Source organism: Methylobacterium nonmethylotrophicum (assembly GCF_004745635.1).
Lineage (GTDB): Bacteria > Pseudomonadota > Alphaproteobacteria > Rhizobiales > Beijerinckiaceae > Methylobacterium > Methylobacterium nonmethylotrophicum.
On sequence record NZ_SRLB01000027.1, the window covers coordinates 22906 to 37019 of the forward strand.

Genomic DNA, 14114 nt, shown 5'->3' on the forward strand with positions numbered 1-14114 from the left:
CCTGCGTCCGATGCAACACTTTCTCAGCCCTAACGCTTAACGTTAAGCGTCAGTTTACCGAACGCGGCGACAGTCGTGACGTCTTCCGGATCGGCCGCCTCACGTCCTCGGCGGCCCGTCGCAACAGGGAACCGTCATGGGCCGCAGCACGCCACTCGCGCTCGCGCGCATCGTCACGCTCGCGGCGAGCGTGGTCGCGCCGGGCCTCGTCCACGCCGCCGATCTCCTGCCGCCGCCGCCCCCGCCGCTGCCGCCCCCGCCGGTCGATTTCGCGGGCGGCTGGTACCTGCGCGGCGACGTCGGGGCGAGCATCTACAACACCCCGAAAGTGTCGACCGTGCCGGATCCGGACCCGGTGCACTATTACAACAGCGACCTCGGCGGCGGCGGCTTCGCCGGAGCGGGCGTCGGCTACCAGTTCAATTCGTGGTTCCGCGCCGACGTGACCGGCGAGTACCGCTTCTCGAGCGGCTTCCACACCAACGACCGGGTCAGTTCCAAGGCCGATTACTACAACGCCGACGGCCTGCGCACGGTCGCCGCCACCCAGCTCGACGAGTCGACCAACGGCAACTACTCGGCCGGGGTGGTGCTGGTGAACGGCTACGTCGAGAAGGAGCTGTGGGGCGGTCTCGGCGTCTTCGCCGGCGCCGGCGTCGGCGCGGCCTTCAACCGCTTCTCCGGCCTGTCCGAGGTCAGCATCAACGCCACCAAGGTGAGCTACCCGGACAACGCCGATCATCCCGGCCAGACGTTCGGCGGGACCAGCGGCGGCACCTACAAGAACCGCATCCGCACCAACTTCGCCTGGGCGCTGCATGCCGGTCTGTCCTACGCCGTCACGCCGAACCTGAAGCTCGAACTCGCCTACCGCTACCTCAACCTCGGCGAGGGCGCGACCGGGGTGCTGAACTGCTTCTGCGGCCAGACCTACCAGCCGTTCAAGGTCAAGGACATCGAGGCCCACGACGTCAAGCTCGGCATGCGCTGGATGTTCGGCGCGCCGGTCCTGGCCTCCTACGAGCCGCCGCCGCCCCCGATGGCGCCGCTGGTGCGTAAGTACTGAGACGCGCGTCACGCATCTCCGACGCTCGCGGCGTCGGAGGCCCGTTAGGGTTAAATGCGCGCTAACCTTCTGACATCATTTTTATTTATCGGGCCCCTGGGCCCGCCACCCGTCGCGTAGCACGCCCCGGCCGAGGAGCCGATGGGGCAGGAAAGGGCGCCCCATGGCACGGTTCGGTCACTGCTTCCCGGTCGCGGCCCTCGGGCTCGGCCTGCTCGGCGCGCCCGCCCTCGCCGCCGACCTGCTCCCCCCGCCGCCCCCGCCGCCGCCGCCCGCCGCGCCGGTGCAGATCGGCGGCGGCTGGTACCTGCGCGGCGACTACACGGCGAGCGACTTCCGCCACCCGAAGGACGACACCCTGCCGGGCACCGAGGGCGCCAAGCTGGTCGGCTTCCGCATGAGCGACACCGACGGCTACGGCGGTGGCGTCGGCTATCGCTTCAACAGCTTCCTGCGGGCCGACGTCACCATCGACGGGCGCACCCGCAGCCGTTTCCGCGATTATTCCTCGCGCACCAACTTCGTCGAGGGCTACAACACCGAGGCCGGCAAGATCGACATCCTCACCGGCCTGTTCAACGTCTATGTCGATCTCGGCACCTGGTGGGGCTTCACGCCCTATGTCGGAGCCGGCGTCGGCATGGCGAGCAAGCGCTTCCGCGATGCCTGGACCGGCACGACCTGCTTCACCACCGCCTGCGGCAGCGGCGTCGACGGCACCTACCGGATCGGCGCACAGGGCTTCGACGCCCGCGCCAACCACACAGCGGTCGGGCTCGCCTGGGCGGCGATGGCGGGCATCTCCTACGAGATCGGCGCCGGCGTAAGCATCGACGCCAGCTACCGCTACCTCGAGGTCGGCAAGGCCCGCTCCGGCTTCGACGCCTATCAGCAGAACACCCGCATCAAGGACATCGCCGCCAACGAGTTCCGGGTCGGCCTGCGCTGGGCCTTCGGCAACGGCCTCGCGCTGCCGGGACTGGGCGGGGACGGGCCGTACTGACGCGGTACGCCTGACCGGCAGGGGACGCCTCGCGCGAGCCCGCGTTCCGGCGACGTCCCGCGGACAGGGTGCGAGACGACAAGGTCCCGACGCGATCGACCCGGCGCAGCCTTGCGCCGGGTTTTTGCTTGCCGCCCGGGCGTCGTCCTGGAAACCAAATATTAGTGTAAACAACCTATTTCAAAAGTCGTACCCGGCCCGTGTCACTGAGGCCGGTCGATGAGGCCGAGATGCGTGCCGTACTGTTTGGTCTTTGTGCCGGTCTGACACTCGTGCAAGGTGTCGAGGCGGCCGACCTCTTCGCCGAGAATGCGGCCGAGCTGCTGCGCACCGATACCTTCTCGGGAGAGGTCTTCACCGGCTACCTGCACAGCCGGGTGCGGGAATACGTGAAGGACCCGGATACCGGCGCGCGGGTCAGCCAGCTCAACTGGAACACCCACGCCGCGGTCGTCGGCGGGCGGGTCGCCTTCCAGCCCCTCGACTGGCTCGCCTTCCGCGTCCGCGGCTGGGCCGCCGTGGCGTCCGGGGCCGACATGCGGGACTTCGACTGGCTCTACGGCTATGGCGGCCAGGACACCTGGTCGCACTACTCCCACAGCCCGAACACCCGGACGCCGAAGGCGTGGCAGGTCGACGTGAGCGCAGCCGCGACCTTCTACGACGAAGACGACCTGAAGGTGTACGCCATCGCCGGATACCGGGCGCTCACCTTGAAATCGAACGCGCGCGGCGGATCGTACGTCTACTCGAACCAGGCGTTCCGCGACACGATCGGGAGCTTTCCCGGCGACACGCTCGGGATCGCCTATCAGCAATGGTGGCAGACACCGTATCTCGGCGTCGGCGGCTCCTACGCGTTCGACGACTGGAGCGTGTCCGCCGAGCTGATCGGCAGCCCCTTCGCCATCGGCTACGACAAGGATCATCACAACCTGCGGAGCCTGGTGTTCAAGGAGGATTTCGGGACGACCGGGATGTACGGCGCCAACGCGTCGTTCGAGTACCGCTTCAGCCCGCTCCTCTCGGCCGTGGGCCGGCTGGAATACCAGCGCTACATGGAGGCCTACGGCAGCACGCGCATCTATTCGGGCGCGACCGGCACCGTCACCACCATCCCGGCCCCGTCGGGCGGCGGCAGCGCCGACACGCTGCTCCTCTCGGTCGGCATCAAGGCGAGGCTCTGAGGCCGTCCCGTCCGACCGCCTCATCGGCTGGCGCAATCCGGCGGGTCCGGCTAGCGTCGCACCAAGCCGTGCGACAAGCGGCGGGGAGGGACGACGTCATGCAGCGTCTGGCCGGCAAGGTCGCCCTGGTCACGGGCGGGGCGCGGGGAATCGGGCTCGCGATCGCGCGGCGCTTCGCCCGGGAGGGCGCGGCGGCGGTGATCCTCGCCGACATCGACGTGGCCGAGGCCGAGCGCGTCGCGCCGGAGAACCCGGCCTTCCATCCATGCGCCCTCGACGTGACCCGGGACGAGGACTGGGCCCAGGCGGTCGACCGCACGGTGGCGCGCCACGGCGGCCTCGACGTCCTCGTCAACAATGCCGGCATCGCGGTGGTGGGCACGATCGAGTCCGTCACCCTCGCGGAGTGGCGCCGCGTCCAGGACATCAACGTCGACGGCACGTTCCTGGGCTGCCGCCACGCCGTCCGGGCGATGAAGCCGCCGGCGGGCCGCGGCGGGGCGATCATCAATCTCTCGTCGGTCTCCGGCATCGTCGGCGGGCACAACCTCGCGGCCTACAACGCCTCGAAGGGGGCGGTGCGGCTCCTCACCAAGTCGGTCGCCCTGCACTGCGCCCGCCAGAAATACGGCGTGCGCTGCAACTCGATCCATCCGGGCTTCACCGAGACCGACATGCTGCGCGATCTGGCCAGCGGCAGCCGCTACAGCCCGGAGGAGCTGGCTGAGCGCCTGCGCGCCGCCGTGCCTCTCGGGCGCAACGCCGCCGCCGACGAGATCGCGGGGCTCGCCGCCTACCTCGCCTCCGACGAGGCCGGCTTCGTCACCGGGGCCGAGATGGTGATCGACGGCGGCGTCACGGCGCAATAATCCCCGCTCGCCAAAAAGTCGGATCCCAGCGGCAGGGTGGCCCCTCTACAGGTTGCCGTTTCGCGGCTATTTGTATGCGCCGCAGCAAGATCGACGGAGACCTGACCGATGTCCGCCCAGGCCGCCCCCGCCCCGACCGACCTCGTCACCCTCGCGCAGGAGGCGGGCCTTTCCGCGAAGGCGCTCGCCGCGGATGCCGCCCGCCGGGTGCGGGCCGGCCTCATCGGGGCCGACGGCAAGCTCTCGCCGGAGCGGCTCGAGAGCGAGCAGCACGCCGCCCACGGGCTGGCCTGGCTCTCGACCTACGCCGAGGCGATCACCCAGCTCGGCGCCTACGCGGCCCATCTCGCCGGCCAGGGTCGCCTGGGGGAGACCGAGACGCTCCTCGTGCGCATCGGCCTCGGCGAGTACCTGGAGCAGATCTTCGGCGGCATCCCGATGAGCCAGGGCGAGATGGTGCGCCCGACCTCCTCCCTCGGCCTGAAGGCCCAGGAGGTGGCGCGCCACCGCTCCGACGCCGTCGAGACGCTGATCGCCGAGGGCAACACCGCCCAGAACCGCGCCGCCCTGGTGCGGCTGATCCGCGACGGCCAGGGCTCCGCCACGATCGGCGAGACCGGCCTCGACGAGGACATGGAGGCGATCCGCACCGAGATGCGCCGCTTCGGCCAGGCCGAGGTCGCGCCCCACGCCCACGAATGGCACCAGCAGAACGCCTACATCCCGCTCGAGGTCATCGCCCAGATGGCCGAGCTCGGCGTGTTCGGGCTCACCATCCCGGAGGAATACGGCGGCATGGGCCTGCCGAAGATCTCGATGTGCGTGGTCTCGGAGGAGTTGTCGCGGGCCTATATCGGCGTCGGCTCGCTCGGCACCCGCTCGGAGATCGCCGCGGAACTCATCCTCGGCGGCGGCACCGAAGAGCAGAAGCAGCGATTCCTCCCCAGGATCGCCTCGGGCGAGGTCCTGCCGACCGCCGTCTTCACCGAGCCGAATACCGGCTCGGACCTCGCGTCGCTCCGCACCAAGGCGGTGAAGGAGGGCGACACCTGGCGGATCACCGGCAACAAGACCTGGATCACCCACCCGGTCCGGGCCGACCTGATGACCGTGCTGGTGCGCACCAAGCCCGAGGAGCCGGGCCACAAGGGCCTGTCGCTGCTGCTCGGCGAGAAGCCGCGGGGCACGGACGAGGATCCCTTCCCGGTCGAGGGCCTGTCGGGCGGCGAGATCGAGGTGCTCGGCTATCGCGGCATGAAGGAGTACGAGCTCGCCTTCGACGGGTTCGCGGTGCCGGAGGCCAACCTGCTGGGCGGCGTCGAGGGCAAGGGCTTCGCCCAGCTGATGCAGACCTTCGAATCGGCCCGCATCCAGACCGCGGCCCGCGCCGTCGGCGTCGCCCAGTCGGCCCTCGATGTCGGCCTGCGCTACGCCGAGGAGCGGGTGCAGTTCGGCAAGCCGCTGGTCTCCTTCCCGCGGGTCGCCGACAAGCTCGCCATGATGGCGGTGGAGATCACCATCGCCCGCCAGCTCACCTACTTCGCGGCCCACCAGAAGGACGCGGGCAAGCGCTGCGACCTCGAGGCCGGCATGGCGAAGCTGCTCGCCGCCCGCGTCGCCTGGGCGGCGGCCGACAACGCCCTGCAGATCCACGGCGGCAACGGCTTCGCCCTCGAATACCCGGTGAGCCGCCTCCTCTGCGACGCCCGCATCCTGTCGATCTTCGAGGGCGCGGCCGAGATCCAGGCCCAGGTCATCGCCCGGCGGCTGCTCGAGGTGCAGTGAGCCGCGGGGACGCCGAAGCCCGTTGACGAGAACGGCGCGCGGGTCGCCCCGCGCGCCGTTCTCGTGCGATCGATCGTGCCTTGGTTATTTGGTGATCTTCACCGAGACCGGATCGCTCGACGGAAAGGTCTCTTCCAGGCCCTCGTCGAGACGCTCGCTCAGCTTGCCCTGCTTGTTCTCGTGGAGCGCCTTGTCGTTCGGCTGGGCGCTGTCCTGGCGAAAGCCGGGCTTGTCCTGGCTCGGGGTCTTGCTGTCGTTGGCCATCAGGCTCTCCTCGTCGCGGCGATCCCCGTTCGGGGACGGTCTGCCCGGCTAACGCGCGGGCCCCGAGCCTGTTGCGTGCGCCAGGTGCTTAACGGGACGGTGGCGCCTCGTCGGGTAGGGTCGACCGCTGAGGCAGGATCGTCCGGGGGCAGGATATGGCGCATCTCCCCTCTCCCGTGTGGGAGAGGGGCCGGGGGTGAGGGTGACACGGTTCCGAGTGAAGCTCAGACCGTCGTGCTGGCAGCGGGACACTCGGAGCCAGTCTCAGGACCGTGTCACCCTCACGTGCGATCTTCGATCGCCATACCCCTCTCCCACACGGGAGAGGGGATCCCGCGCCTCTTCTTTCGCTCTTAGCTCCCGGACTGCCCTGCCGCCGACCGAAAGGGCCCGCCGATGCACGTCGCCATCCTGACGAACTTCGCCACGCCGAAAGGCGGCGCCGAGAAGGTCGCGATCGAATCCGCCCGCGGCCTCGCCGAGCGCGGCGTCGCCGTCACGCTCGTCCACGGGGTCGACGGGCCGGCCGACCCGATGCTCGACCATCCCGGCATCCGCCGGGTGGGCTTGAGCCTCACCGACGTGTGGGAGCGGCCGGCCTGGCGCGGTGCGGTCGAGGGGATCTGGAACCGCGAGGCGGGGCGGCGTCTGGAGGCTGCCCTGGCGGCCCTGCCGGACAAGCCCGACGTGCTGCACCTGCATCAGTGGACGCGCGCGCTCTCGCCGGCGATCTTTCCGGTTCTGGCGCGCAGCGGCCTTCCGGTGGCGATCACGCTGCACGATTACTTCCTGCTTTGCCCGAACGGCGTCTATTACCGCTTCGACAGGGCCGAGCCCTGCACCCTGCGCCCGTTCTCGCCACGCTGCCTTGCGGCATCGTGCGATCCGCAATCGCGGGTCCACAAGGCGGTGCGGGTGGCGCGATACTTCGCGCAATGGACGGCGCTCGCGCGCAACTTCGACCGGCTGTTGGCCGATCGCGCCCGCGTCTCCGATAGCAGCATCGATCCTCGGCCGATCGACATCGTCCACGTCTCCGATGGCAGCCGCGCGCGGGTCGAACGGTTCGTCAGAGGCGTGTCCTTCCTCCGTCACCATCGGATCGACAACCCGGTCCGGGTCGCGCACGCTGCCCCGGCCGATCCGGCCTCCGGCGATGCCGTCGCCTTCGTCGGCCGCTTCACCCGCGAGAAGGGCGCCGACCTCGTGGCGCAGGCGGCCCACCAGGCCGGCTTGCCGTCGCTGTTCATCGGCGACGGGCCGCTCGCCGACGACTTGCGCGCCGTACCGGGAGCCGAGGTGCTCGGCTGGCGTGCGCCGTCCGAGGTCGAGGCGCTGCTGCGCCGCCGGGCCCGCGCCGTGGTCGCACCCGCGCGCTGGCTCGAGACCGGCCCGCTGACGATCTACGAGGCGCTGGCCGCCGGCATCCCGGCGGTGGCCTCCGACCGGGCGGGCGCGGGCGAGAAAATCCGCCACGGCGAGACCGGGTTCCTCGCTGCACCCGAGGCCGGAGCGCTCGCCGCGATCTTCTCCCGGCTCAAGGACGACGCCCTGGTGCGAGACCTCGGCAAGGCCGCCCATGCCCGCTACTGGGAGGCCCCGATGACCCTCGACGCCCATGCCGCGGCGCTGTGTGCCCTCTATGCCGGCATGACGGGTGCGGCCGAGGCGCCATCTTTTCAGCGCAGTGCTGTCATGTGAGAGAGGGCGTCCACACCAAGGAGCCGATTTGCCGATGCGCCGCCCGACGACCTCCCTGCTGCTCGCCGCGCTCCTTGTCGGGGTCGCCCATTCGGCGACCGCGCAGGCCCCGTCGGCGCCGCCCTTCCGCGCCCTGCAGGACAACCGCGCCGTGCCCGAATCGAAGGCGCAGGTGCAGCTCTCCTTCGCGCCGCTGGTCAAGCGCGCGGCGCCCTCCGTGGTCAACGTCTACGGCACCCATGTCGAGAAGCGCGCCGCCAACCGCGGCGCGATGGACGAGTTCCTGCGCCGCTTCTTCGGGGATGCCGGCCCGAACCTGCCGCAGGAGCGGGCGCAGCGGTCCCTCGGCTCGGGGGTGATCGTCGACGCCTCCGGGCTCATCGTCACCAACAACCACGTCATCGAGAACATGAACGAGGTGAAGGTGGCGCTGAACGACCGGCGCGAGTTCGAGGCGCAGATCCTGCTGCGCGACCCCCGCACCGACCTCGCCATTCTCAAGATCAAGAGCCCGAACGGCGGTCTCACGGCGATGGAGATCGGCGATTCGGAAGGCTTGCAGGTCGGCGACTTCGTGATCGCCATCGGCAATCCGTTCGGCGTCGGCCAGACGGTGACTCAAGGGATCGTCTCGGCGCTCGCCCGCACCCAGGTCGGCTCGGCCGACTACCAGTTCTTCATCCAGACCGACGCGGCGATCAACCCGGGCAATTCGGGCGGCGCGCTCGTCGACCTCAATGGCGGCCTCGTCGGCATCAACACCGCGATCTACTCGCAGTCGGGCGGCAGCCACGGCATCGGCTTCGCCATTCCCGCCAGCATGGTCAAGGCGGTGGTCGAGACCGCCAAGGGCGGCGCCCGCACCGTGCGCCGGCCCTGGCTCGGCGCGCGCCTCCAGCACGTGACGCCGGACATCGCCGACAGCGTTGGCCTCGACCACCCGACCGGCGTGCTGGTCGCCTCGATGCAGCCCAAGAGCCCGGCCGAGGAAGCGGGCCTCAAGCGCGGCGACGTGATCCTGGCGGTGGACGGCCAGACCGTCGACGACCCCGAAGCCTTCGGCTACCGCTTCGCGCTGAAGGGCATCAAGGGCGAGACCAAGCTGACGGTGCTGCGTGGCGCGACCCGCACGACGCTGCCGGTGCGCCTGGGGCCCGCGCCGGAGACCCGCCCGCGCGACGCGCTGAAAGTGAAGACCCGCTCGCCCTTCCTCGGCGCCACCGCGGTCAACCTGTCGCCGGCCGTGGCGGAGGAGCTGCAACTCGACCTGCCGGCGCAGGCGCAAGCCGACGGCGTGATCATCGCCGAGGTCGAGGGCGGCACCATCGCCAACCGGGTCGGCCTGCAGAAGGGCGACGTCGTGGTGGCGGTGAACGGCGCACCGGTGGGCTCGACCAAGGATCTCGAGCGCGTCACCCGGAATACCGCCCCGACATGGGAAGTCACGATCAACCGCGGCGGTCAGCAGCTGACCTCGGTCTTCGGGGGGTAGGAGCGGTCGCGGGGCCCGCAGGATTCAGGCTCGTCCATTGTCGCGAGCCCAGGGTCATCCCGTCCTCGGCGTCATCCCGGGCTCCGCCGCGCGGCCCCGGGATGACGCTGTGAGGTTGGGAAACAGAGCGGGAATGCTGCTTCGACCATGGGACCGCGCGACCTACGACCGCACCTCGCGCTTCGCCACGAAGTTGATCTCGTCCACCAGCACGTCCTTGACGACGTCGCCGCCCAGCCGCTCGTTCACCTTCGCCCGCACCTCGGCCAAGCGCTTGGTGATGTCGTATTTCGCCAGTTTGCGGAAATCGAGGGCAGGATCCGCGTAGATCTGGCGGAAGGCCTCGTCGACCACGAAGGCGTTCGGCGGCACCGGCAGGGTGTGCATCAGCTTGGCGTCGGCGGTGAAGACCAGCACGGCGATGACGTAGCCCTGGACCTTGCCGTCGGCGATCATCGGGATGTTGATCGGGGCGAGCTTCTGGTACTGCAGCCCTTCGAGATAGGGCTCGGTCGTCTTGGTGAAGAGGCCGCCGCCGAAGGTCACCGCGCCGTAGCAGGACGCGATGGTGACGGCGCAGATCCACAGGCCGGTGATCAGGATCTTCATGACCGCAGGCTCGTCCGTGCGGAGTGGATGCTGGCCGAGTAGGTGCCGTCGGACTCGGCGGCGAGCGCCGCCTGGGCCAGGGTGTCGTCGATCTCCTCCAGCGCCCGCAGGTGCAGGGCCACGACCTCCTGGTTGCGGGCGAGCTTGTCGCGCAGGCGTGCGAGGTGGATGCCGAGGGTCGCGTCGAGGCTGGCGGGGTCGAGGCCGCGGGTGAGGCGGGTGAGCTCCAGCAGCCCCTGGCTCTTGCGGCGGTTGAGGCCGTCGAGGTCGACAGGCAGGCGGGCCTCCAGCGCCTCGGTCTCCTCCTCGATCAAGGCTTCGAGGCGCTTGACGCAGGCGAGCAGCATGACCGTTAGACCTTCGCCGCGGGATTCGCGGCCTCCGCCGGCGCGGCGGCGGGGGGGGCCGGGTGGGCGGCGTTCAGCATCTTGGCGATGCCGAGGCCGCCGGCCTTGGCGATCTGGGTGCCGATCTGCTCGGCCAGCATCGACTTCCAGATGCCGCCGGCATTGCCCTTGCCGTACACGGTCTCGGACTTTTCCGGCATCATCGCCTCGACGAATTGCTGCAGCACCAGCCCCTCGAACTTCTTGTAGGGGTCGCTGCCGGCCCCGGTGAGGGCGGTCTGGTTCTGCAGGCCGGTGAGGGAGCCGCGGGCATCGAGCGGCATGTGGGTCGAGAGGCCGACGTCGCGCGCCGCGTCCGCGAAGGCCGTGGCGGCGGGACTGCCGGGCTGCGAGAGCTTGGCGGCGGCCTCCTGGTAGCGCGCCGGATCGGCGGCCCGGGCCACGTCGAGCACGATGTCGGAGGGCGGGGAGATGCTCATCGGCAGATCCGGCAGTCTGAAGGTGAACGAAGCCTTAGCGCGCCTGGCTTACGGGAGGCTTGCGTCGCGGCGCCCGAGCCGGGCCGCGAGCCCGTCGAGGCGCTCCAGATCCTCGCGCTTGTCCGTCTCGCGGCGATGATCGTCGGCGCGGCGCTCGGACAGGGCCTCGGCGCGCTTCCGGGCGAGCCCGCGCTCGCGCACGGCTTGCGCCTGGGCGGCGGCCTCGGCCTCGATCGCGGTAGCCTCGGCCGCCAGCCCGCGCAGGCGCTTGGCCGTCGCTTCGAGGAGCATCGGGCCGTGATCGGACGAGGCCAGAGCCGCCAGCAGCCGCGCCCGGTCGGCCTCGAGCGCCGCCGCGCGCTCGCGGGTCGCCGCGAGCGCGATCTCGGCCGCGCGCCGCATCTGCTCCTGCACGCTGACGAGGCGCCTGGCGCGCTTCAGCCGGTCGCCGGTGCTCGAGGCCATCAGCCGCGCCGCAGCCAGGAGGCGTAGCCGAGGAGGAACTGCGTCATGAACTCGCCCGCCAGGTAGTAGAGCATGAGGAGGCCGCCGAACATCACGAAGGGCGTGGCGACGAAGTAGACGGGAATCGTCGGCGTGAGCTTGTTGACGAAGCCCGCCGCCAGGTTGACCAGGATCGCGTAGATCACGAACGGGGCGGTGATGCGCAATCCCAGCATGAAGGCCGCGGCGACCTGGTCGACGATCCGGGCCAGCATCGCCTGGGAGCCGACGCCCTCGCCGGGCGGGATCCGGGCGTAGGACTCGACGAGGCCGGAAAACAGCTCCCAGTGCAGGTCGGCGGCGAACAGGATCGCGGTGGCGGCGAGCAGGATCAGCCCCTCGACCGCCGGCACCGGGTCGGCGCCCTCGACCGGCGAGCCCGGCATGCCGCCGAAGCCGACCATCGTCGAGGTCGCGTTCATCACCGTCTCGAGGACCAGGATGAAGATCCGGCCGAGGAAGCCGATCATCAGCCCGGTCAGGGTCTCGCTGGCGATCCAGGCGAGCGTCTGGGTCGGGGCCTGGCCGGCGAGCCGCGGCTCGAAGAGCGGGACGATCAGGGGGGCGATGGCGAGCGAGACGGCGCCGGCGATCAGGAGCCGTACCTGCTGCGGCACCCGCGGGCTGGAGAAGCCCGGCACGACGAGGAGGCAGCCGCCGACCCGGCAGAAGATCAGGAAGACGGCCAGGAAGCTGTCGGGACCCAACCCCCTCACGAGATCGTCCCCAAGGACTTGATCTCGACGCCGCGGGCGATCTCGAGATGCGAGAGCACCGGCAGGGTCGGAAAGATGCGCTCGATGATCATCCGCACGTAGGGCCGGGCGTCCGGCGCGGTGACGAGGGCGAAGCCGTGCACCTCGCGCATCCGGGCGCGGATCGCCTCGGAGGCCTCGGTGCCGAACTGCTCGACGAGGCGCGGGTCGATGTCGAACTCCACCACCTCGCCCTTGGCGTCGCGCTTCAGGCTCTGGTGGAACGACAGGTCCCAGCTGGCCCCGAGGCGCAGCACGCTGAGCACGCCGTTCTCGGCGAGGTCGCCGCAGATCTGCGGCGCCATGCGCATCCGCACGTGCTCGGCGATCTGCTCGGCCCGGCGCGCATGCGGGGTGATCTCGGCCACCGCCTCCAGGATCAGGTGCAGGTTGCGGATCGAGACCCGCTCGGCGAGCAGCAGCTTCAGCACCGCCTGGAGGCCCGAGTAAGAAATCTGCGACGGGCAGATCTCGTCGAGCAGGCGCTTGTACTCGGGGTCGAGGCGGTCGAGCAGGCCCCGCATGTCCTTGTAGGAGAGGAATTGCGGCAGGTTGTTGCGGATCACCTCGGAGAGATGGGTGAGCAGCACCGAGGCGCCGTCGATCGGCTCGAAGCCGCCGCGGCGGACCTCGCCGGCGTAGGAATCCATCACCCAGAGCGCCTTCAGGCCGAAGGCGGGCTCGCGCACCTCGTCGCTCGGCACGTCGGGCTTGGGCCCGTCGCCCACCACCACCAGCATCTCGCCCGGGCGGATCTCCTGGGCGGCCGCGACGGTGCCGTGGATCAGGATCTGGTAGCTCTTGGGCGGCAGCGCGAGGTTGTCCGAGACCTTGATGTCCGGCACCACGAAGCCGTACTGGCGGGCGAACTTGCGCCGCATCTTGGCGACCCGGTGGCCGAGCTCGGCCTGGGAGGCCTGGATCTGCGAGGCGGCCTGGCGGCCGAGGCAGAGCTCGATCTCCGGGGTCTTGAGCGAGTCCTTGACCGAATCCTTGTCCTTCGCCTCGGCCTCCTTCACGGCCGCCTCGGCCCTGGCCTTCGCGTCGGCCGCGGCGGCCCGGGCCTTGAGGCGCCGCGGGATCGTGCGGGCGACGAAGAACAGGAGCCCGCTCAAGCCCACGAAGGGCAGGAAGGGCAGTCCCGGCACGAGCGCGAACACCCCCATCATCGCCGCCGCGACGAGCAGCGCCCGCGGATAGGCGCCGAGCTGGCCGATCACCGCCTGCTCGGCGGTGCCCCGGGTGCCGCCCTTCGAGACGAGGAGGCCGGCGGCGAGCGAGACGATGAGCGCCGGGATCTGCGACACCAGGCCGTCGCCGACGGACAGCTTGGTGAAGATGTCGGCGGCGGTCGAGAGCGGCAGGCCGTGCCGCGTCGTGCCGATGATGATGCCGCCGAAGACGTTGACCGCGATGATGATGAGCGAGGCCACCGCCTCGCCGCGCACGAACTTGGAGGCGCCGTCCATCGAGCCGAAGAAGGCGCTCTCCTCCTCCAGTTCGCGGCGCCGGCGCTGCGCCTCCTTGTCGTCGATGAGCCCCGCATTGAGATCGGCGTCGATCGCCATCTGCTTGCCGGGGATCGCGTCGAGGGTGAAGCGGGCGCCGACCTCGGCGATGCGGGTCGCGCCCTTGGTGATGACCAGGAAGTTGACCGTGATCAGGATCAGGAACACCACGATCCCGATCACGAAGTCGCCGCTCATCACGAACTGCGAGAAGCCCTGGATGACGTGGCCGGCGGCATCCACGCCCTTCTGGCCGTTGGCCAGGATCAGCCGCGTCGTCGCGATGCCGAGCGCCAGGCGCAGGAGCGTGGCGATCAGCAGCACGGTCGGGAAGGCGGAGAACTCGAGGGGCTTCTGGATCCAGAGCGCCACCATCAGGATCAGCACCGACAGGGCGATCGAGAAGGCGAGCCCGACATCGATGAGCACGGCCGGCACCGGCAGGAACAGCACCGCCAAGATCGCCACGATGCCGGCCGCGAAGCCGAAATCCCGCCGCGACTTGCGCTCGATTGCCAGCGCCGCGCCCACCGCCATGACGTCAC

General features: G+C 70.2%; 14 protein-coding genes. 7 read left to right on the plus strand and 7 right to left on the minus strand.

Features of this window, described 5'->3' with window-relative positions; translation table 11 throughout:
- Window positions 1-136 precede the first annotated feature (136 nt).
- The 5 genes from EU555_RS27125 (at window position 137) to EU555_RS27145 (ending at window position 5910) form a co-directional block, all read left to right on the plus strand.
- Window positions 137-1066, plus strand: a complete 930-nt coding sequence (locus EU555_RS27125; protein WP_135418509.1) for an outer membrane protein — start codon at window positions 137-139, stop codon at window positions 1064-1066.
- A gap of 163 nt (window positions 1067-1229) precedes the next feature.
- A complete protein-coding gene (locus tag EU555_RS27130) occupies window positions 1230-2069 on the plus strand; it encodes an outer membrane protein (RefSeq protein ID WP_135418510.1) in 840 nt (279 codons plus the stop codon).
- A gap of 272 nt (window positions 2070-2341) precedes the next feature.
- Window positions 2342-3256 carry an omptin family outer membrane protease gene (locus EU555_RS27135; RefSeq protein ID WP_167858670.1) on the plus strand — a complete coding sequence of 305 codons (915 nt, stop codon included), beginning with the start codon at window positions 2342-2344 and terminating at the stop codon, window positions 3254-3256.
- A 98-nt stretch (window positions 3257-3354) separates the two neighbouring features.
- Window positions 3355-4125, plus strand: coding sequence for a glucose 1-dehydrogenase (locus tag EU555_RS27140; RefSeq protein ID WP_135418512.1), 771 nt, complete (start codon window positions 3355-3357; stop codon window positions 4123-4125).
- Between the two features lie 108 nt (window positions 4126-4233).
- Window positions 4234-5910, plus strand: a complete 1677-nt coding sequence (locus EU555_RS27145; RefSeq protein ID WP_135418513.1) for an acyl-CoA dehydrogenase family protein — start codon at window positions 4234-4236, stop codon at window positions 5908-5910.
- Between the two features lie 84 nt (window positions 5911-5994).
- Here the strand turns inward: EU555_RS27145 and EU555_RS27150 are convergent, their stop codons facing one another.
- Window positions 5995-6174 carry a hypothetical protein gene (locus tag EU555_RS27150; protein ID WP_135418514.1) on the minus strand — a complete coding sequence of 60 codons (180 nt, stop codon included), beginning with the start codon at window positions 6172-6174 and terminating at the stop codon, window positions 5995-5997.
- 396 nt (window positions 6175-6570) lie between these two features.
- Here EU555_RS27150 and EU555_RS27155 point away from each other — a divergent pair, with 396 nt between their 5' ends.
- A complete protein-coding gene (locus EU555_RS27155; protein WP_135418515.1) occupies window positions 6571-7875 on the plus strand; it encodes a glycosyltransferase family 4 protein in 1305 nt (434 codons plus the stop codon).
- A gap of 34 nt (window positions 7876-7909) precedes the next feature.
- A complete protein-coding gene (locus EU555_RS27160; protein WP_135418516.1) occupies window positions 7910-9367 on the plus strand; it encodes a DegQ family serine endoprotease in 1458 nt (485 codons plus the stop codon).
- Window positions 9368-9529: 162 nt separating this feature from the next.
- Here the strand turns inward: EU555_RS27160 and EU555_RS27165 are convergent, their stop codons facing one another.
- From EU555_RS27165 to flhA, 6 genes are read right to left on the minus strand one after another with little or no spacing between them, the layout of a single operon-like run.
- A complete protein-coding gene (locus EU555_RS27165; RefSeq protein ID WP_135418517.1) occupies window positions 9530-9976 on the minus strand; it encodes a hypothetical protein in 447 nt (148 codons plus the stop codon).
- On the minus strand, window positions 9973-10323 hold the full coding sequence (locus tag EU555_RS27170) for a flagellar protein FlgN (RefSeq protein ID WP_135418518.1): 351 nt from the start codon (window positions 10321-10323) through the stop codon (window positions 9973-9975). Before EU555_RS27170 ends, EU555_RS27165 begins: the two co-directional genes overlap by 4 nt.
- 5 nt (window positions 10324-10328) lie before the next feature.
- A complete protein-coding gene (locus EU555_RS27175; protein WP_135418519.1) occupies window positions 10329-10802 on the minus strand; it encodes a rod-binding protein in 474 nt (157 codons plus the stop codon).
- 48 nt (window positions 10803-10850) lie between these two features.
- Window positions 10851-11267, minus strand: coding sequence for a hypothetical protein (locus EU555_RS27180; RefSeq protein WP_135418520.1), 417 nt, complete (start codon window positions 11265-11267; stop codon window positions 10851-10853).
- Window positions 11267-12022: a flagellar biosynthesis protein FliR gene (gene fliR / locus EU555_RS27185; RefSeq protein ID WP_245524524.1), complete on the minus strand. Its 756-nt coding sequence runs from the start codon at window positions 12020-12022 to the stop codon at window positions 11267-11269. Before fliR ends, EU555_RS27180 begins: the two co-directional genes overlap by 1 nt.
- Window positions 12019-14106, minus strand: coding sequence for a flagellar biosynthesis protein FlhA (gene flhA, locus EU555_RS27190; RefSeq protein WP_135418521.1), 2088 nt, complete (start codon window positions 14104-14106; stop codon window positions 12019-12021). Before flhA ends, fliR begins: the two co-directional genes overlap by 4 nt.
- Between the last annotated feature and the right edge of the window lie 8 nt (window positions 14107-14114).

Excerpts from the sequence above, each read along its gene's own strand:
- EU555_RS27160 (WP_135418516.1), top strand. The coding sequence starts at position 7,910 with ATGCGCCGCCCGACGACCTCCCTGCTGCTCGCCGCGCTCCTTGTCGGG.
- EU555_RS27140 (WP_135418512.1), top strand. The coding sequence starts at position 3,355 with ATGCAGCGTCTGGCCGGCAAGGTCGCCCTGGTCACGGGCGGGGCGCGG.
- EU555_RS27175 (WP_135418519.1), bottom strand. The coding sequence starts at position 10,802 with ATGAGCATCTCCCCGCCCTCCGACATCGTGCTCGACGTGGCCCGGGCC.
- EU555_RS27155 (WP_135418515.1), top strand. The coding sequence starts at position 6,571 with ATGCACGTCGCCATCCTGACGAACTTCGCCACGCCGAAAGGCGGCGCC.
- EU555_RS27170 (WP_135418518.1), bottom strand. The coding sequence starts at position 10,323 with ATGCTGCTCGCCTGCGTCAAGCGCCTCGAAGCCTTGATCGAGGAGGAG.
- flhA (WP_135418521.1), bottom strand. The coding sequence starts at position 14,106 with ATGGCGGTGGGCGCGGCGCTGGCAATCGAGCGCAAGTCGCGGCGGGAT.
- EU555_RS27145 (WP_135418513.1), top strand. The coding sequence starts at position 4,234 with ATGTCCGCCCAGGCCGCCCCCGCCCCGACCGACCTCGTCACCCTCGCG.
- EU555_RS27150 (WP_135418514.1), bottom strand. The coding sequence starts at position 6,174 with ATGGCCAACGACAGCAAGACCCCGAGCCAGGACAAGCCCGGCTTTCGC.
- EU555_RS27130 (WP_135418510.1), top strand. The coding sequence starts at position 1,230 with ATGGCACGGTTCGGTCACTGCTTCCCGGTCGCGGCCCTCGGGCTCGGC.
- EU555_RS27165 (WP_135418517.1), bottom strand. The coding sequence starts at position 9,976 with ATGAAGATCCTGATCACCGGCCTGTGGATCTGCGCCGTCACCATCGCG.
- EU555_RS27125 (WP_135418509.1), top strand. The coding sequence starts at position 137 with ATGGGCCGCAGCACGCCACTCGCGCTCGCGCGCATCGTCACGCTCGCG.
- EU555_RS27180 (WP_135418520.1), bottom strand. The coding sequence starts at position 11,267 with ATGGCCTCGAGCACCGGCGACCGGCTGAAGCGCGCCAGGCGCCTCGTC.